Source organism: Methanosphaerula palustris E1-9c (assembly GCF_000021965.1).
GTDB lineage: Archaea > Halobacteriota > Methanomicrobia > Methanomicrobiales > Methanospirillaceae > Methanosphaerula > Methanosphaerula palustris.
Window position 1 is genome coordinate 521,942 of the sequence record NC_011832.1, and the last position, 16,407, is coordinate 538,348.

The window sequence follows — 16,407 nt, forward strand, 5'->3', positions numbered from 1 at the left end:
ATGCACCTCATTCGAAGAGTGGGTCGATCCCATCCTCGAACATCGTCATCCCATCGGTTTTGGCCCGGGCCAGTTCCACCTTCGTCTCTTTGGCCATATCAAGGAGAGCGCGGATCCTGGGCACTTCCCCGATCGAGGCGAGCACTACGACGGCAGCCACATAGTTGCTTTCGATTGGATAATCCCCGCTCCGGATCTCCTCGCCCTCGATGTTCTCCTCGACCCAGCTCCTCGCCTTCTCGACACCTTTACGATCCATCTCCCCCGGCGGTCCGACCAGCAGAATCAGGGCACGCTGTGCAGTTTTAAAGTCACAGGGAAGGGTCAGACGTCCGAGCATCGCGCTCCTCACCAGGGAGATGATCTTTGCACTCCGATCATCCCCGAGCAGCACCTCTTCGGAGGCTTCCCGCTTCTTGAGTGAACCGATCAGGTTCCCGAACAGCCCTTTGTTCTGTTTTGACCTGGTACTGATCGCCTCGGTCTTGGCATACCCAACTGTAGTAATACCGCCACCACGGAGGGTGTTGATGATCTCGCTGGAGTCGACGACCATCTCGCCGACCCCGATCTTACCGACCTCGCCGGCACGGAAGAGAACCCCGAATCTGCGGACGATCTCGTCGTTCACCCGGTCGTAGGCCATCTTGATCGACTCCCCTTCCTTTCTCCAGGCCCCGTTGTCGAAGATGAAGGTGTTGTCCGCCTCATTGACGAGCGTTGTCAGCGAACGGGCTGCGTTATAGGTGTACAACCGTCCCTCCTCGACAGATGGGAGGATCCCGAGGGCATAGACCGGTTCATGGTACAGCCCTTTCAGGTGCCTGACCAGCACTGGAGAACCCCCGGAACCGGTGCCTCCACCAAGACCGGCGATGACCACGAATGCATCGATGTCAGAGGTACCGATCGATTCGATGGCGGTCACGATGCTATCGATCTCGTCCTTTGTCAACTTTGCGCCCATCGCGTTATCGGTGCCGACCCCGTGTCCTTTCACGACGGTCTGTCCGATCAGGATCCGGTTCTTCATCGGAATATTCTTAAGGCCGATCAGATCAGTCCGTGCAGTATTCACAACGAGCCCGCGGAACAGGTTGCTCTTGTCCTGCTCCATAAACATGTCCACGACCTTGCCCCCAGCCTGGCCGAACCCAATAAAGAAGACCCTCATCTAAAGACACCGTCCATCGGCCCTATATCTGCGGTACTATTGCTATCCATCTTATATCTCATTTTATATGGCAAACTCAAAAACCTTCTTATCCTTTTTGCCATATAATGATGTAACAGATTATGAAGATCTGTATCATCGGCGGAGGATTGGCAGGTCTCACTGCAGCGCTCGACCTCTCTGGGGATCATTCCGTGGAACTCCTTGAGCGGCGCCCATTTCTTGGCGGTTGTCTCTCATCTCTTTCGCGTGAACACTATACCATAGAACACTACTATCATCACTGTTTTGAGGGGGACAGCAACCTCTTCTCGTTGATGGAACAACTGGGGATAAGCGACCGGCTCGAATGGCTGGAGGGGAGCACCGGGTATTATGTGGATGGGGCCGTTCATCCCCTGACCACGCCACGGGAGATCCTCGTGTACCCCTATCTGTCGTTGCTCGACAAGGCCCGACTGGCCCTGCTGACGCTCCGTGCAAAGCGGATGGATCGGATAAAACTCGATGATGTTCCAGTAAAGCAGTTTCTGGTTGAACAGGTGGGGATGAACGCCTATACTTCCTTCTTTGAGCCGCTGCTCAAATCAAAGTTCGGGGCCATGCGAGACCAGATCTCTGCAGCCTGGCTGATATCCCGGATTGCGATCAGGTCCAACCGGACCACTGGAGGGGAACGGCTCGGTTATCTGAAAGGAGGTTTCTCGATCCTGATCGATCGGCTGGAACAGGTCCTCTCCGACCGGGGGGTTTCCATCCAGACCGGCACCCCGGTCGAGAGTATGCAACGATCCGGTCTTGAATGGATCGTGAATGGGATCCGGTATGATACGGTCATCTCGACGATCCCGCCACAGGAACTGGCCAAACTGAGCGGGGTTGAGTTCCCTGCGATCCCATACCAGGGGGCGGCCTGCATGATCCTCGCTCTGGACCGTGATGTGACGGAAGGGATATACTGGCTGAATATGAAGGATCCTGCACCGTACGGGGCAGTGGTCTCGCACACTAACTTTGCACCCCTGGAACGATATGGCGAACATCTGGTCTATCTGGCTTCGTACTTCAGCGGTACCCTTCCTGACCAGCACGGTCAGAGGATGAAGGAGGACTTCTGCACGCGTTTCAATGTCACGGACGAGATGATCCACTGGCAGCACCTTGAGGTGGATCCCTGGGCCGGTCCGGTTTATACCACAGGATACCGGCAGATGATCCCCAACTATGAACAGTACGGTCTTTATATGGCTGGCATGTTCAGCAGGCCCAACTATCCAGAACGGTCGATGGAGGGTTCGATCACCGCCGGCAGACAGGTGGCAACCTGTGTCCGGCGGAGGATGGCCCATGACCAGCATTGAGGTCAGCGCGGTGATACCGGTCTATAACGACCTCCCCGCACTAAAGGTTGCGATCCCTGTATCGATCGAGGTTCTCTCCAAGGTCACCGATAGTTTTGAGATCCTGGTAGCAGAGGACGGTTCCACCGATGGGAGTGCTGAGTTCGTCAGGGCCGTCGAGCAGACCGATCCCCGTATTCACCTGCTCCATTCAGATCAGCGTCTTGGACGGGGCAGGGCCCTGAACCGTGCGTTCACTGCCGCCCAGGGGACGATCGTCTGCTACTATGATGTCGACCTGGCTACCGACATGCAGCACCTCGCCGAGGTGATCGATGCGGTCCGTGAGGGCTCTGATATTGCGACTGGTTCGCGTCTTCTCCCGGAGAGCGACATCGTCAGGACTGGCGGGCGGGAGATCGCGAGCCGGGGGTATAACCTGCTGGTCAGGACGATCCTCGGTTCAAAACTGTACGACCACCAGTGCGGGTTCAAGGCCTTCAACAGAGCTCGGCTTCTGCCGTTGCTCGAAAAGGTTGATGATACGCACTGGTTCTGGGACACCGAGGTACTGGTCCGGGGGGCCCGGGCCGGCTATAGGATCCGGGAGATACCGGTTCGGTGGCGGCAGGGGCCGGGGACCACGGTCAAAAGGAAGGACGTCGTGGACATGGGCAGTGCGATCCTGCGGTTGTGGTGGGGGCTTCATGTATCGAAAGATTAGTGCAGTCGTGATCCCGACGCTGCTGGCAGCAGGGATCCTCGGGTTTATGCTCTACAGTGTCAGGGCTGACCTCTCTGTTGCCATCGCCAACAGCATCCCGGCCTATATCGCTGTCGCCGTGCTGATCTGTGTGGCAGCATGGTGGCTTCGGGGTTTCCGGTACAGGTCGATCTTGCAGGGTCTCTCCATCAAGCCGACGCTCACCTTTGCGACGGCCAATATCTTCATCAGCCAGACCGTGAATCTGGTGATCCCATTTCGCCTCGGCGACTTTGTTAGGGTTTTCCTCCTGAAGCATGAGCACAGCACCACCTACTCGCAGGGGATCTCCTCGATACTGGTGGAACGGATCTTTGATGTGGTGACCGTGGCCCTACTCGGACTCATATCGGTTCTGTTTCTGCTGAATGTACCGGAGTGGTTCTACACGTTGATCGTGATCCCGCTGGTTGCCGGCGTGATCTTCTTCGCTCTGCTCATCGTTGCAGGACGGTTTCAGACGAAGAATCGGTATATCGGGATGGTGCTGACGATGCTCGACGAGGTTCGGCGTGTCTCGCTGAACCTGCGTTCACTCCTGGTCCTCGGTGTTTCGTCGATTGTGATCTGGATCCTGGATGCGATGGTCTGTATGGCGGTGGTACTGATGTTCGAACAGCCACTGGACCCGATCGTTGTGATCCTGGCCGTTGTGATCGGTAACCTGATCAAGACGGTTCCGGTGACGCCCGGGGGGATGGGGATCTATGAGGCTGCAGTGGCCGGCGTCTTCGTTACGCTCGGGGGTATGCCCCTGGCCACCGCGACCCTGATTGCGGTCATCGACCATCTGATCAAGAATCTGATAACCGGAATCGGCGGAGCGATCTCGATCTATCTCTGCGGGGACTGGGTGATGCCGGTGATCTGGCGGGTCTTCCAGAAGAAGGTTGTGGAGGGTGAGTCGATTGGTGGGGATTGAGATGCAGGTGGCCGCAGTGATCATCTGGCTGGTGCTGATCAAACTGCTCCAGTTATCGCTCTGGCCTCTGCTGCAGGAGGGGTGTGGCCGGTTTGCCTACCCTGCCTCGTTCACCGGTTCTGTCCTCGCCTATACTCTTCTCTCCTGGTACTGTGGCCTGCTCCACCTCCCGGTCTGGTTGGCGCTGCTCCCGTTCGGGGTACTGCTCGCCTATCACCTGTACCGGCGGGAGTACACCCGCGCTTCCCTCGCTGGAATGTGGCGGTGGGACCTGGTCTTCCTTGGCTTCTTCCTCTTCATGCTCGAGGCCCGGTACACCAACCCCTCGGCCTCGTATGCAGAGAAGTTCATGGATCTTGGTTTCATCTCATCAGTGATGCGAACCCCGGTGGTTCCGCCGCTCGACCCCTGGTATGCCGGCGGGTATCAGAACGTCTATTACTATCTCGGGTACTGGCTGGTCGGGGCTCTTGGCGCCGTCACCGGGATCCCCGCATCAGTTGTCTTCAACCTGGCACTGCCGACGATCATGGGCCTCGCTGCCGTGAATCTGTATGCGATTGGAGATCTACTCTTAAAACGGCTCTCCTGGCTGCCGACCCTGATCCTCCTCCTTCCGAACCCCTCCGCGTTCCTCCTCTCCTTTGGGGGGAATGATCTTTCGAAGGTCGCCTGGGACAGTACCCGGGTGATCGACAATACGATCAACGAGTACCCGCTCTTCTCCTTCACCTGGGGTGATGTCCATGCACATGTGCTCGGTATCTTCAACCAGGTCTTTCTGATCTTCCTGCTCCTCCTCTGTATCCGAACCTGGAAGGATCTCACCTCCAGGGGGAGGGGGCTGTTGATGCTGCTGGTCGCCGTCTCGCTCGGGTCGATGCCCGGGATCAATTCCTGGGATGTGCTGATCTATGCGCCGATTACGCTCGGAGTCTGCCTGTACCTGGTCTGGCAGGAGCGGCAGCAGGCAGTGGCCGGCCTCCTTCAGTATCTGCCGCTCGTGATCCCGGTGCTGGCCATCGCTGCCTACCTGCCGTTCTATCTGCAGATGTCCAGCGCAGGGATCAAGGGGATTGGGATCGTCCATCTCCCCTCGGCTCCGGCCCAGTTCCTGCTGGTGCACGGTTTCTTCCTGCTGGTATTCTATGCCTTTTCCGCACGTGACCTGGTCAAGCGGCCCTATCTGATCGCCGCGGCGATCCCGTTCCTGTTGACCGGGTATTATGCCGCTGCGATCGCTGTGATCCCGCTCGTCTCGTTTGCCACGCGGAAGGCCCGGCGGCACGAGGAACTCCTGGCTGTCTGCGGGCTGTTGGTCGCCGTCTTCTGTGAGATCCTGTATCTGAAGGACAATATGGGAGATCAGTACTTCCGGATGAATACGGTCTTCAAGTTCTATGTCGCGGCATGGCTGCTGATGGGATCGGCTTCAGCAGTGATGATCGGGCGGGCTATCGACGAGTCTCGGTTATCGGTTCATCTCGCGTCCATTGGGGATGCCCGGGGGAAGGGGATGGCAGTGCTACTGATCGCGGTACTGCTGATCACTCCGTTTGCCGTCACCGGCAAACTGACGGCCCCTGACCGGACTCTCGACGGTCTCGCCTATGTGGAGACGACCCATCCCGGGGATGCGGCTGCAGTGGCCTTCCTTTCGCAACTGAAAGGGAGCCCGGTGATCGTCGAGGCGCAGGGGTCGGACTACACCTACGCCGCCCGGATCTCTTCGTTCACTGGCCTCCCGGCGATCATCGGCTGGACTTTCCACGAGTATATGTGGCGCGGGGACTACGGTCCGGTATCAGAACGGATGGCCGATGTGAAGACGATCTATCAGGATCCTTCACAGACGGTATCACTGATGAAGAAGTATAATGCCACCCTCCTCTATGTCGGGGAGACCGAATGGACCACCTATCAGGTCTCGCTCCCGACCACCGGGCTCAAGCAGATCTACTCCGGGCAGGGCGTTCAGATCTATCAACTGGCCTGATCCATCTCTTATCTTTTTTGTCGACGGAGGGGATCGATCCGGTTTGAATGCACAGGATCCAGGGGTTCGCACTGTTGGTCTTCTGTGTCAGATCCCGGGTCAGAGGGATGATCCGGACGGGCGAGGATCTCCTGGATTCTGGGGAAAATTCAGGTAGATCACCAGGTCCCTGGCCTCCAGTTACAAACCTTTATGTGTGGCTAAAAGAGAAAGATATGGACACATCGGCGACTGACTGATGAGTGATGAAGGAGACTACGCAATCCTGAATGAGGTGAGTTATGTCAAAAGCATACGTAACATTTGATTCTCCAGAGGAGATCCAGAACAAGGCCCTTGAAGCCCTTGAAATTGCCCGGGATACCGGGAAGGTCAAGAAAGGGTCCAATGAAGCGACAAAAGCTATCGAACGATCCATTGCTCAGCTGGTCCTGATCGGCGCAGATGTGGAGCCAGAAGAGATTGTGATGCATCTGGCCCCACTCTGTGATGAGAAGCACATCCCGTACATCTTTATCGGGAAGCAGAACGATATCGGAGCCGCCAGCGGCCTGACTGTTGCCTCGACTGCTGCAGCGATTGTGAAGCCTGGAAAGGCAAAAGAACTCGTCGACGAGATCACGGCCCAGCTCACTGAGTTAAGGGGGTAATGTCCGATGGCAGATGAAGGCACGCCAGCGGAAGTGATCGAGGTGATCGGGTCCACAGGGATGCACGGAGAAGCCATGCAGGTCAAATGCCGTATCCTTGACGGTTCCAACAAGGGGCGGATCATCACCAGAAACACCGTCGGTCCAATCCGCGAAGGGGACATCCTGATGCTCCTCGAGACCGAACGTGAAGCAAAAAAACTCTCCAGGCGGTGAAGTAAATGGTTGAAATGCATACCTGTACGTTCTGCGGTGAAGGGCTCGAACCCGGAACCGGCAAGATGTTCGTCCGCAGGGATGGTTCTATCTATTACTTCTGCAGCACCAAGTGCCAGAATAACTTCAAGCTCGGAAGAGCTCCGCGCCGGGTCGCTTGGACCAAGGCCGGCAGAAAGGCACTCGGTAAGGAGTGAATGAGATGGACCGGACCTTTGTGATGATCAAGCCCGATGGAGTCCAGCGCGGCTTAATCGGGCAGATCGTCGCCCGGCTTGAGGACAAGGGGCTGAAGATGGTGGCCGCACGATTTGAGCGGCTCGCTGAGGCGACGGTGAATGAACACTACCGTGAGCACATCGAACGGTCGTTCTATCCCTCGCTCAAGCAGTATATCATGAGCGGTCCCTGTTTCCTGATGGTCTGGGAGGGAAAGAATGCGGCTGCGGTGGTCAGAACGCTGACCGGCGCAACCAACCCATCCGAGGCCGCTCCTGGCACTATCAGGGGCGATTACGGTCTTGACATCGGTAGGAATGTGATCCATGCGTCCGACGCTCCTGAGAGCGCCGCACGCGAGATTGCACTTCACTTCCCGGGCACCGGACAGGTCACCTATACACGGATCGATGAACCGGTCCTGTATGAGTGAACCCGCACTTTTTTTAATATGACTCTGTCTGCTTTCAACAGCTGGCGCTCTCTTCTGAAGAATAATGACGATAACTGAGGTGATCCACTGCCATGGACATCAGTATGTCCTGGCCACGCACAAGACCACGTTTGAGGTGACCACCGAGCCCTCGTTGACCCTGCAGGGCGACTGCATCATCGGCGTCGGGGCTGACCGGGCAGGCCCTGATCTCTCATCTGAGTTTAAGAGAGCGCTGGCCACAGATGGGGCGGTACTGATCACAACGCTGGCCTGCGATGGGATCTCCGTGGTCGTCAGGTCCCGGGGTGGTTCTGGACTGGACCTTTCCCACCAGACCGACCTGGTATGGCGCCGGTCTCCGTTCACCTGCAGCCGGACGATCGGAGTCTACGCGGATCATGTGGCCCGGACCCTGCCCAGAGATCTGATCGCCAGCCTTCAGAACGGGGCCCCGCTTGAGGTGACGCTGACCGTCCTCTCTGCTGTTGAGGCCGTCAGTCAATCCCTCCCGAGCTGACTGATCTTCATCTCGGCCGTCTCGAGCATCCCCTCGCACTGTTTCACCAGCAGGGCCCCGCGCTCATACAGGGCGATGCTCTCGTCGAGGCTGGTCTCATCGTCCTCGATCTTCTGCACGATAGATTTCAATTCCTTCAGCAACTCTTCATATGTTTCTGTCATAGGTGACCTCCTTTATCTTCGCGATCCCGGTTCCGTCCGCCAGCCTCAGTAATACCTGGTCTCCTTTGCTGATCTGATGTGCCGAGGTGATCGGTTGGTTCTCCCGTTCGACCATACAGTAGCCACGGTTGAGCAGCCTGAGCGGATCGCCGGCTTCCACCATCGCCCGCTGTTCCCTGACCTCCAACCGTCTTCTTTCCATCCCGACCGTGAGGGCACGGTCGAGCCATTCGGAGAGTGTGGCGAGATCCTCTCTCCGCCGGTTCATCAGTCGTTCAAGCCGAGCAGGGTGAAGTCGCTCTCTGAGGGTAGTGACCTCGGTTGAGCCCTTCTGTACCCTCCGTATCAGGTGATCGATCAGGTGCTGCCGGCAGGTCAACAGTTCGCTGATCAGTTCTCCCCGGTCCGGGACGACCAGTTCCGCTGCTGCAGAGGGGGTCGGGGCACGCAGGTCTGCAGCCAGGTCACAGAGGGTTACATCGACCTCATGGCCGACCGCACTGACCACCGGGGTTATACACCCTGCGACTGCCCGGACGACGTCGGGGTGGTTGAATGGGAAGAGGTCCTCGAACGAGCCTCCTCCCCGGGCGACGATGATCACATCCACCCTGGTATCGACCCTCCTGATGGCCGCCGCGATCTCAAGGTGAGCCGTCTCCCCCTGTACGACCGTCGGGGAGACGATCAGGGTCAGGGGGAACCGCCGGCTGATCACATTCCTGATGTCCTGCAGGACGGCGCCGGTCGACGAGGTGACCACGCCCACGACCTTCGGAAACCGGGGGAGCGGTCGTTTTCTTTCGGCTGCGAAGAGCCCCTCTGCATCGAGTTCCCGCTTCCACCGTTCGACGAGGAGGTGCTTCTCCCCCTCCCCTGTCCGTCGAACCTCCCTGGCATAGAACTGATACCGCCCCTGCGGTGGGTACAACCCGATCGATCCAAAGATCTGGACATTCATCCCATTGGCCAGATCGATCCCGATCCGGGCCGCATCACTCCGCCAGATCACACACTGGATTGTCGAGACCTTTCCGAACCGTTCCTCTGAAAGGGAGAAGTAGCGATGGCCTGAACTGTGGTGGGTATAGTTGGTGATCTCCCCGCGGACCCAGATCTCCTGAAGCCGTTGATCGCCGAGGAGGGTCTCGATCAGCCCGGAGATCTCGGATACGCCGAGCGTTCGGGGTTCCTCGCGGGGCGCGATCTGGTCGAAGGTTAACTGGCCCTGTCTTCCTGCCATTACGTTCAATAGGATGTACTCCGTATCACCTATATCTATGGTTCGCTCTTCCGTTGCGAGCATGTTCTTTCACGAGTCCACGCTCTCTGAAATCTTCGCCACCGTCGCCGCTTCATCTCTCGATACCATGGAGTTCTGGCCTGAGACCCCTTCGTTCTGGCTCTACGGCATGCCGATGGACCTGCTGGATAGATGCCGTTCCCTCTACTCCTCGATGGATCCGATGACCGTGCATGTCCCGATCCTCGACCTGAATCCCTGCTCCATGAATCCCAAGGTGGCTGCGGCGTCCCGTGAGTATTCAGCGGCTGCTATCAGGTTTGCTGATCGGATTGGAGCTGGGGTGGTGACGGTGCATCCTGGCCGCCGGACAGCTAAGCGACCCCCTGGTCCTGACGAGTACACCCGGTTCGAGGTACTGATCGATCTGCTCAGAGAGGAGGCCAACCGGTCCTGGGTAAGGGTCGCGATTGAGAATATGGAGAATAAGGTGAACTATCTGCTCTGCACTCCAAAGGCAGTCCGTGCCCTGCTGGACCGGGAACCCTGGCTGTATTTTACGCTCGATGTCTCGCATGCGATGGGCACCTCGGTGGAGTCGGTGCTTGAGTACATCGAACTCTGCTCTGATCGACTGGTCAATGTCCACCTCTCGCGGAGTGAGAATGGCGTGATGCATCTTCCTATGCAGGGCCACCCTGATTCTCAGCGGGTGCTCGAGGCGCTGGCCGAACAGGGGTATCAGGGAAACCTGACTCTGGAGATCGAGGACCTCCGGTTCGATCATACTCTATCAAGGGAGGAGAAGGTCGCGTTATTGAATGAGGAAGAGCGTTTCATCGCCCGGTTCTTTGTCTGATCTCCACCATCAAGTATATAAAATCCTGCTTTCAATATATTATTAGATACGATCTCATGAATACCCATTTCGTGGTTTGCCCTTTACGGCGTGAGCATTAATGCTTCAGTTAGACCTTTTTAACGCTTCGATTTTTGGACTCTGTATCATTCTTTCGGCCTTTTTCTCCAGTTCTGAAGTGGCGCTGATCTCGATCACACGAGCCAAGGTCCGGGCATTGGTGAATGATGGGCGGTCAGGCGCAGCCCAACTCTTTAAACTCAAGCAGAATCAGGATCATATCCTGATCATCCTCCGGATCGGAAACACCATCGCGATCGTGGCCGCGGCCGCGGTGGCCACCTCCATCGCGATCGAGGCATTTGGGGATCCCGGTCTGGGGATCGCGATCGGAGGTACAGTGCTGATTCTGCTGATCTTCGGTGAGATCGGACCGAAACTCTTTGCGACCCGGTACACCGAACCCCTGGCCCTCAGGGTGGCTCCCCCGATTCTCTTCCTCTCCCGGGTCGTCGGTCCGTTCCTCTGGTTATCAGATAAGGTCAGCCGTTCACTGGTCCCTGGAGATGTCTCTACTGAACCAACGGTGACTGAGGATGAGATCCGGGAATGGATCGATGTCGGTATGGAGGAGGGGACGATCGAGCAGGAGGAGCAGGAGATGCTCTACAATGTTCTGGAACTCGGGGACACAACCGCTCGCGAGGTGATGACCCCCCGCGTCGACGTCGCGATGATCGAGGACACCAGCACCCTTGAGAGTTCCCTCACTATCTTCCATGAGACTGGTTTCTCCAGGCTCCCGGTTTATCACGAGAAGATCGATAACCTGACAGGGGTCCTCAACATCAAGGATGTCTACACGGTGATCGTCGGACATAAGAAGGATGTAAAGATCTCGGATCTGATGTACGATCCGTATTTCGTCCCTGAAACCAAGAAGATCGACGACCTCTTAAAGGAGTTGCAGCTCAGAAAAGTTCCGATGGCGATGGTGATGGATGAATATGGTGGTTTTGTTGGGGTTGTGACGGTCGAGGACATCCTTGAGGAACTGGTTGGTGACATCCTCGATGAGTTCGATGATGAGGAACCCGAACTGTCCCGGATCGGCGAGGGGATCTATATGCTGGATGCGCGTATGTGGGTCGATGATCTGAACGAACAACTGGATATTGCGCTTCCGACCTCCGATACCTACGAGACGATCGGGGGGCTGTTGATCGAGCAGCTCGGCCATATTCCGCATCCTGGTGAGACAGTCAGGGTCGAGGAGAGCAATGCGACGCTGGTCGTTATGCAGATGCGGGGCAAACGGATCGTCAAGGTGAAGATGATCCTCTCCGATGATCGGGAGAAGCGTTAATAGTCTCATCTGGCAGATGTGTGATGAATGAAGACGATTGCAGTGCTCGCTTCGGGCCGTGGCTCAAACTTTTCGGCAGTGATCGATCGGATCCGGGATCAGAAGATCCCTGCGGTCTGCGTGGCACTGATCACCGATAACCCGGATGCTCGGGCGATCGATCGGGCGGCGGAGGCCGGCATTCCGTCTGTGGTCGTGGACTACTGTGCCTATCCCAACCGGCGGGCCTATGAGGTGGATCTCTTCGCTGCGATCGAGGCGACTGGTGCCGACCTGATCGTGCTCGCAGGGTATATGCGGATCTTGGGGGATCGGATCGTGCATGCCTGTGCCGGCCGGATGATCAATATCCATCCTGCGCTGCTGCCCAGTTTCTCCGGGCTTCATGCTCAGCGTCAGGCCCTTGAGTATGGGGTCAGGGTGGCCGGCTGCACCGTTCATTTCGTCGATACCGGAATGGATAGCGGACCGATCATTCTGCAGCACTGTGTGCCTGTGCTGGATGGGGATGATGAGGATGCGCTGAGTGAGCGAATCCTCCAAGAGGAGCACCGGATTCTTCCGGAGGCGGTCAGGCTCTTCTGCGAGGATCGGTTGACCATCAGTGGCCGGCGTGTCCTGATAAAGCAGGGGTGAAGATCCCGCATTATATAATGGTCAGCGTACAGTACTAAGTGAAGTGTGCCTGCAGGGGGCAGGGGCTGGTATGACCGTTAAGTCACAGAACAGACAGACCAAGAAACTTGCCGGGGAACGTATCGCGATCCTCTTTACGCAGGCGAAGGTCTTCGCCGGGATCAACCCGGCCTGGAGTGACCGGTGCGTGGAACGGGCCAGGGCCATTGCAATGCGGCAGCGGATGCGGATGGAACGGGAACAGAGAAGACAGTATTGTCACCACTGTTATGCGTACTTTCTGCATGGTGTGAATGTTCGGGTCCGTGTCCACCGTGGACATGTGATCGTGACCTGCCTTAACTGCGGGCGCCAGACACGGTATCAGGTGGTGAGGACAGATAATAGATAATTCGAGTATGCAGGACCTCAAGCCGACCATCTGGGTTGGCAAGCGGGGAATGACCGATACGATGATCGACGAGATCGTCAGGCAGCTCAAGGATCGTAAGGTGATTAAGATCAAGTGGCTCCGGTCCACCGATGTGGTACCTGAGGATATCGCCCTCCGCGCAGGTGCTGAACTGGTGCAGGTCCGGGGGCATACGATGGTCCTTGCAGAAGGACGGTCCGGCCGGGCCGGTCGGGAACAGAGCAGGTGAATCCGGTTGATTCATCTTGCTATTTAGATAAATAAGGGCGGATTTTTGATGATTCACCTGCTCGAAATATATAAAACCTTTATGGACATATACCTAAAGACTGTTATTATATTTGATGGACAGTGAGGAAGTTCAATGACAACGGTATACGATGTACCGGCAGATAAACTGATCAGAATGGTGGCAGAGGAGCTGAAGCAGCGCCCTGAGATCGCACCACCTGCATGGGCAGAGTTTGCCAAGACTGGGGTCCACAAGGAGATGCCCCCCGAGGATCCGGACTGGTGGTATACACGCGCAGCAGCAGTGCTCAGGCGCGTATATATTGACGGACCGGTAGGTGTAGAGAGGATGCGCAGCTTTTATGGCGGCAAGAAAAACCGAGGAGCCAGACCCAATCAGTTTAGAAAGGGTAGTGGAGCGGTGATCCGGACACTCGTTCAGCAGCTTGAGGCCGCTGGACTTATCGTTCGCGACAAGGCGGGCCGAAAGGTCTCCCCGGCAGGGATGTCGTTCCTTGACGGGACAGCCTATGGTCTGGTCAGCAGTGCAGCCGAAGGTACATCTGGACAGAGCGAATAATTTGACAGGTGCATGATGGGGGATGACGAACTCGCTGAACTTCGGCGCAGACGGATGGCTCAACTTCAGAGTCAGCAGATGGATCAGCAGCAGATGGATGAGGAGAAGCAGCGTGCCAAGTCTGCGATGCAGATGGCATTGATGCAGATCCTTGAACCTGAAGCGCGGGAGCGTTTAAACACCATCAGGCTGACTAAGCCGGAGTTTGCAGCAGGTGTTGAGCAGCAGTTAGTGATGCTCGCCCAGAGTGGGCGAATCAAGCAGAAGATCTCTGATGCACAATTGAAGGATCTGCTCAGGCAGTTGATCCCGGCAAAGAAGGATTTCAATATCGTACGGAAATGAAGGCAGCGGTTCTCTTCAGTGGAGGAAAGGATAGCGCACTTGCGGCATTGATGCTCGCACGGGATTATCAGGTGGAGCTGAACACGTTTGTGTTCGATCAGCATCACTCTCTTCCTGCAGTCGAGGCTGCTGCAGATGCACTCTCCCTCCCGCTGATTCGGAGAACCTTTGGGACAGCACTTCGTGATCGGCTCGTAGTCATGATCCGCCAGTGTGGTTATCCCAATGATGCTATCAACCTGGTCCACCGTTATGCAATCACTGCACTTGCAGAGGAGTATGCAGTGGTTGGGGATGGAACGCGTCTGAATGACCGTGTACCGATGCTGACGTTCGGTGAGGTGCAGCGCATCGAGGCAAAATATGGGTGCTCCTATGTTCGGCCGTTGCTTGGTTTCGGCAGGACCGAGGTGAACCGCCTCGTTGATCGCCTGCTGATCGTGCAGTACGGAGAGAGCAGTACCCTGCAGAATGGGGACTACGAACATGAACTGCGGGATGCGTTGGTGATCCAGGGGGTTGACCCGTCGGCCTTCTTCCCGCAGCGCCATGAACAGTCCTTGATCTGTGGAATAAAGTGAAGAAATGTGGGGTAAATTATGAGTAAACTGACCAAAGGAAGAAAAATTCGGCTGTCAAAGGCCACTGCGCAGAACAGGCGGGTCCCCTCCTGGGTGATGATCAAGACCAAGCGGGCTGTGGTCTCTCATCCTAAGAGGCGGAGCTGGAGACGGAGCTCACTGAAGGTGTAATAATGGTAGAAAAAATGAATGAGCAGATCTATATTATTCCGCTGCGAGACGTCAAGCGTTCGCCACGGTGGAAGCGAAGCAACACTGCGATGAAGGATATTCGGGCATTTCTTGCCAAGCATATGAAGAGCGAGGATGTCAAGCTCGATGCCAGCATCAATGAGAAGGTCTGGGAGCGGGGGAGTGAAAAACCACCGCGCAAGATCCGGGTCCGGGCCATGAAGTTCGACGACGGACAGGTCCAGGCTGAACTCGCACAGGAGTAACATGATACGGACGCTCGCATACGAAGGCGACCCCCATATTGGTATCTTTACGCGAGTGCTTGAGGATATCGCAGTGGTCCCACCCGAGGCCTCTGCTGACTATTGCGCCGCCCTTAAAGAGGCGCTCGGTGTAACTCTGGTGAAGACGCATGTCCAGGGGAGTTCCATCATCGGTTCACTGGTCAGTGGAAACAGCCGGGGGGCTATCGTCAGTGGGCTTGCTTACCCTGATGAGATCAGGGCGATCGAGGAGTACCGTGAGGTGATGCTCCTCGAGGGATCGATGAATGCGGCAGGTAATGTGATCCTTGCCAATGATCAGATGGCGGCTGTCCATCCTGATATGGATAATGCCACAATCGAGCAGATCCATTCGGTGCTGGGCGTGCCGGTGATCAGGCTGACACTGAGTGGGATCAAGACGGTCGGAATGGCCGGGTATGCGACGAACCGTGGAATTCTTGTCCATGCACGGAGTGCTGGCAGGGAACTGGCAACTCTTGAGTCAACCACCGATCTTCCGGTTGGGACAGGAACGATCAATATGGGGAGCGGCCTTGTCGGTACAGGGTTGCTCGCAAACAGCACGGGCTATCTCGCAGGCATCGAGACGAGCGGTTTCGAGATGGGCCGTATCGCAGATGTATTTGGATTTGTTGAGGGATAATATGGCAGAACAGATGTTTGAAGTGAAAGGGACATTCAAGATAGGCGACGATTGGAAGCCCTATACCAAGGTCGTCGGCGCACCGAACAGCAAGCAGGCAGAGGAGCGTACTTACGCCACAATCGGCAGCGAGCACCACCTTAAGAGAATGTATATTACTATCAACGGCATTACTCCTGTAGATGGTGAATAAGGTGGAGAACGTCGACCCACGGGAAGTGCAGATGCTTCAGCACTACCTGAACGAGTACGGGCAGCAGATCGAAATTTTTTCACAGCAGTTCCGTATGATCGAGCAGGGCCGGCTTGAATCTCTGGCCGCGATTGATACAATTGGTGCGGTCTCCGCTGTTGATGCAGCTGATGGTACCGTGCTGTTGCAGATCGGTGGTGGGGCCAGCGTTCGCGCCCATGTGGTCGAACCGGAACGGGTGCTGGTGAGCATCGGTGCCGAGGTTACGGTTGAACGGACCAGTGCCGAAGCGATCGATTTCTTAAAGGATCGGATCACCGAGATGGAGGCATCTGGAAAGAAGATCGCGGAGACGATCGAGAAGGTCCGGTCTCAGATGGATGAGATCAGTCGTCGCCTCGACTTGGTGTACAGGGCAGCTCAGCAGCAGGCACCGCAGGGTCAGTCAGGTACGCTCTAA

General features: G+C 56.6%; 25 protein-coding genes. 22 read left to right on the forward strand and 3 right to left on the reverse strand.

Annotated elements, in window-relative coordinates:
* Positions 1–7 precede the first annotated feature (7 nt).
* Positions 8–1,174 (reverse strand): tubulin/FtsZ family protein, encoded by a 1,167-nt coding sequence (locus MPAL_RS02620; protein ID WP_012617210.1) that lies wholly within the window; start codon positions 1,172–1,174, stop codon positions 8–10.
* A gap of 122 nt (positions 1,175–1,296) precedes the next feature.
* Between MPAL_RS02620 and MPAL_RS02625 the strand changes: the two genes are divergently transcribed.
* The 9 genes from MPAL_RS02625 to MPAL_RS02665 all read left to right on the forward strand — a co-directional run bounded on the left by MPAL_RS02625 (position 1,297) and on the right by MPAL_RS02665 (position 8,233).
* Entirely contained in the window at positions 1,297–2,535 is a 1,239-nt protein-coding gene (locus MPAL_RS02625) for an NAD(P)/FAD-dependent oxidoreductase (RefSeq protein ID WP_012617211.1), read from the forward strand.
* The gene (locus MPAL_RS02630) at positions 2,522–3,238 is read left to right on the forward strand and encodes a glycosyltransferase (RefSeq protein ID WP_012617212.1); all 717 of its coding nucleotides are present in this window, start codon (positions 2,522–2,524) and stop codon (positions 3,236–3,238) included. Before MPAL_RS02625 ends, MPAL_RS02630 begins: the two co-directional genes overlap by 14 nt.
* On the forward strand, positions 3,222–4,199 hold the full coding sequence (locus tag MPAL_RS02635; RefSeq protein WP_012617213.1) for a lysylphosphatidylglycerol synthase transmembrane domain-containing protein: 978 nt from the start codon (positions 3,222–3,224) through the stop codon (positions 4,197–4,199). Before MPAL_RS02630 ends, MPAL_RS02635 begins: the two co-directional genes overlap by 17 nt.
* Positions 4,189–6,195, forward strand: a complete 2,007-nt coding sequence (locus MPAL_RS02640) for a DUF2298 domain-containing protein (protein ID WP_236610415.1) — start codon at positions 4,189–4,191, stop codon at positions 6,193–6,195. Before MPAL_RS02635 ends, MPAL_RS02640 begins: the two co-directional genes overlap by 11 nt.
* A gap of 281 nt (positions 6,196–6,476) precedes the next feature.
* Positions 6,477–6,845: a 50S ribosomal protein L7Ae gene (rpl7ae, locus tag MPAL_RS02645; protein WP_012617215.1), complete on the forward strand. Its 369-nt coding sequence runs from the start codon at positions 6,477–6,479 to the stop codon at positions 6,843–6,845.
* Positions 6,846–6,851: 6 nt separating this feature from the next.
* On the forward strand, positions 6,852–7,061 hold the full coding sequence (locus MPAL_RS02650; RefSeq protein ID WP_012617216.1) for a 30S ribosomal protein S28e: 210 nt from the start codon (positions 6,852–6,854) through the stop codon (positions 7,059–7,061).
* A gap of 5 nt (positions 7,062–7,066) precedes the next feature.
* Positions 7,067–7,258, forward strand: a complete 192-nt coding sequence (locus tag MPAL_RS02655) for a 50S ribosomal protein L24e (RefSeq protein WP_012617217.1) — start codon at positions 7,067–7,069, stop codon at positions 7,256–7,258.
* 5 nt (positions 7,259–7,263) lie between these two features.
* Positions 7,264–7,713: a nucleoside-diphosphate kinase gene (gene ndk / locus MPAL_RS02660; protein WP_012617218.1), complete on the forward strand. Its 450-nt coding sequence runs from the start codon at positions 7,264–7,266 to the stop codon at positions 7,711–7,713.
* A gap of 64 nt (positions 7,714–7,777) precedes the next feature.
* Positions 7,778–8,233 carry a DUF371 domain-containing protein gene (locus MPAL_RS02665; RefSeq protein ID WP_012617219.1) on the forward strand — a complete coding sequence of 152 codons (456 nt, stop codon included), beginning with the start codon at positions 7,778–7,780 and terminating at the stop codon, positions 8,231–8,233.
* Here MPAL_RS02665 and xseB read toward each other — a convergent pair.
* Together xseB and xseA are read right to left on the reverse strand one after the other, a co-directional pair.
* Positions 8,215–8,397, reverse strand: coding sequence for an exodeoxyribonuclease VII small subunit (xseB, locus tag MPAL_RS02670; protein WP_012617220.1), 183 nt, complete (start codon positions 8,395–8,397; stop codon positions 8,215–8,217). The two genes, MPAL_RS02665 and xseB, sit on opposite strands and share 19 nt — an antisense overlap.
* Positions 8,381–9,640 (reverse strand): exodeoxyribonuclease VII large subunit, encoded by a 1,260-nt coding sequence (gene xseA, locus MPAL_RS02675; protein WP_012617221.1) that lies wholly within the window; start codon positions 9,638–9,640, stop codon positions 8,381–8,383. The genes xseB and xseA overlap by 17 nt, the downstream gene beginning before the upstream one ends.
* A gap of 61 nt (positions 9,641–9,701) precedes the next feature.
* Between xseA and MPAL_RS02680 the strand changes: the two genes are divergently transcribed.
* The 13 genes from MPAL_RS02680 (at position 9,702) to pfdA (ending at position 16,407) form a co-directional block, all read left to right on the forward strand.
* Complete coding sequence (locus MPAL_RS02680) at positions 9,702–10,499, forward strand: sugar phosphate isomerase/epimerase family protein (RefSeq protein WP_236610416.1); 798 nt, start codon at positions 9,702–9,704, stop codon at positions 10,497–10,499.
* Positions 10,500–10,599: 100 nt separating this feature from the next.
* Positions 10,600–11,865, forward strand: coding sequence for a hemolysin family protein (locus MPAL_RS02685; RefSeq protein ID WP_012617223.1), 1,266 nt, complete (start codon positions 10,600–10,602; stop codon positions 11,863–11,865).
* Positions 11,866–11,892: 27 nt separating this feature from the next.
* Positions 11,893–12,501, forward strand: coding sequence for a phosphoribosylglycinamide formyltransferase (purN, locus tag MPAL_RS02690; protein WP_012617224.1), 609 nt, complete (start codon positions 11,893–11,895; stop codon positions 12,499–12,501).
* Between the two features lie 70 nt (positions 12,502–12,571).
* Positions 12,572–12,892 carry a ribonuclease P protein component 4 gene (locus MPAL_RS02695; RefSeq protein ID WP_012617225.1) on the forward strand — a complete coding sequence of 107 codons (321 nt, stop codon included), beginning with the start codon at positions 12,572–12,574 and terminating at the stop codon, positions 12,890–12,892.
* A 7-nt stretch (positions 12,893–12,899) separates the two neighbouring features.
* Positions 12,900–13,142: a YhbY family RNA-binding protein gene (locus MPAL_RS02700; RefSeq protein ID WP_012617226.1), complete on the forward strand. Its 243-nt coding sequence runs from the start codon at positions 12,900–12,902 to the stop codon at positions 13,140–13,142.
* Between the two features lie 135 nt (positions 13,143–13,277).
* Positions 13,278–13,724 carry a 30S ribosomal protein S19e gene (locus MPAL_RS02705; RefSeq protein WP_012617227.1) on the forward strand — a complete coding sequence of 149 codons (447 nt, stop codon included), beginning with the start codon at positions 13,278–13,280 and terminating at the stop codon, positions 13,722–13,724.
* A gap of 15 nt (positions 13,725–13,739) precedes the next feature.
* On the forward strand, positions 13,740–14,069 hold the full coding sequence (locus MPAL_RS02710) for a DNA-binding protein (RefSeq protein ID WP_012617228.1): 330 nt from the start codon (positions 13,740–13,742) through the stop codon (positions 14,067–14,069).
* A complete protein-coding gene (locus MPAL_RS02715) occupies positions 14,066–14,650 on the forward strand; it encodes an alpha hydrolase (RefSeq protein ID WP_012617229.1) in 585 nt (194 codons plus the stop codon). Before MPAL_RS02710 ends, MPAL_RS02715 begins: the two co-directional genes overlap by 4 nt.
* Before the next feature lie 18 nt (positions 14,651–14,668).
* The gene (locus MPAL_RS02720; RefSeq protein WP_012617230.1) at positions 14,669–14,821 is read left to right on the forward strand and encodes a 50S ribosomal protein L39e; all 153 of its coding nucleotides are present in this window, start codon (positions 14,669–14,671) and stop codon (positions 14,819–14,821) included.
* Between the two features lie 2 nt (positions 14,822–14,823).
* Complete coding sequence (locus tag MPAL_RS02725) at positions 14,824–15,087, forward strand: 50S ribosomal protein L31e (protein WP_012617231.1); 264 nt, start codon at positions 14,824–14,826, stop codon at positions 15,085–15,087.
* Position 15,088: 1 nt separating this feature from the next.
* Complete coding sequence (locus MPAL_RS02730) at positions 15,089–15,754, forward strand: translation initiation factor IF-6 (protein WP_012617232.1); 666 nt, start codon at positions 15,089–15,091, stop codon at positions 15,752–15,754.
* A gap of 1 nt (position 15,755) precedes the next feature.
* Positions 15,756–15,947: a 50S ribosomal protein L18Ae gene (gene rpl18a, locus MPAL_RS02735; RefSeq protein ID WP_012617233.1), complete on the forward strand. Its 192-nt coding sequence runs from the start codon at positions 15,756–15,758 to the stop codon at positions 15,945–15,947.
* Positions 15,937–16,407: a prefoldin subunit alpha gene (gene pfdA / locus MPAL_RS02740; RefSeq protein ID WP_012617234.1), complete on the forward strand. Its 471-nt coding sequence runs from the start codon at positions 15,937–15,939 to the stop codon at positions 16,405–16,407. Before rpl18a ends, pfdA begins: the two co-directional genes overlap by 11 nt.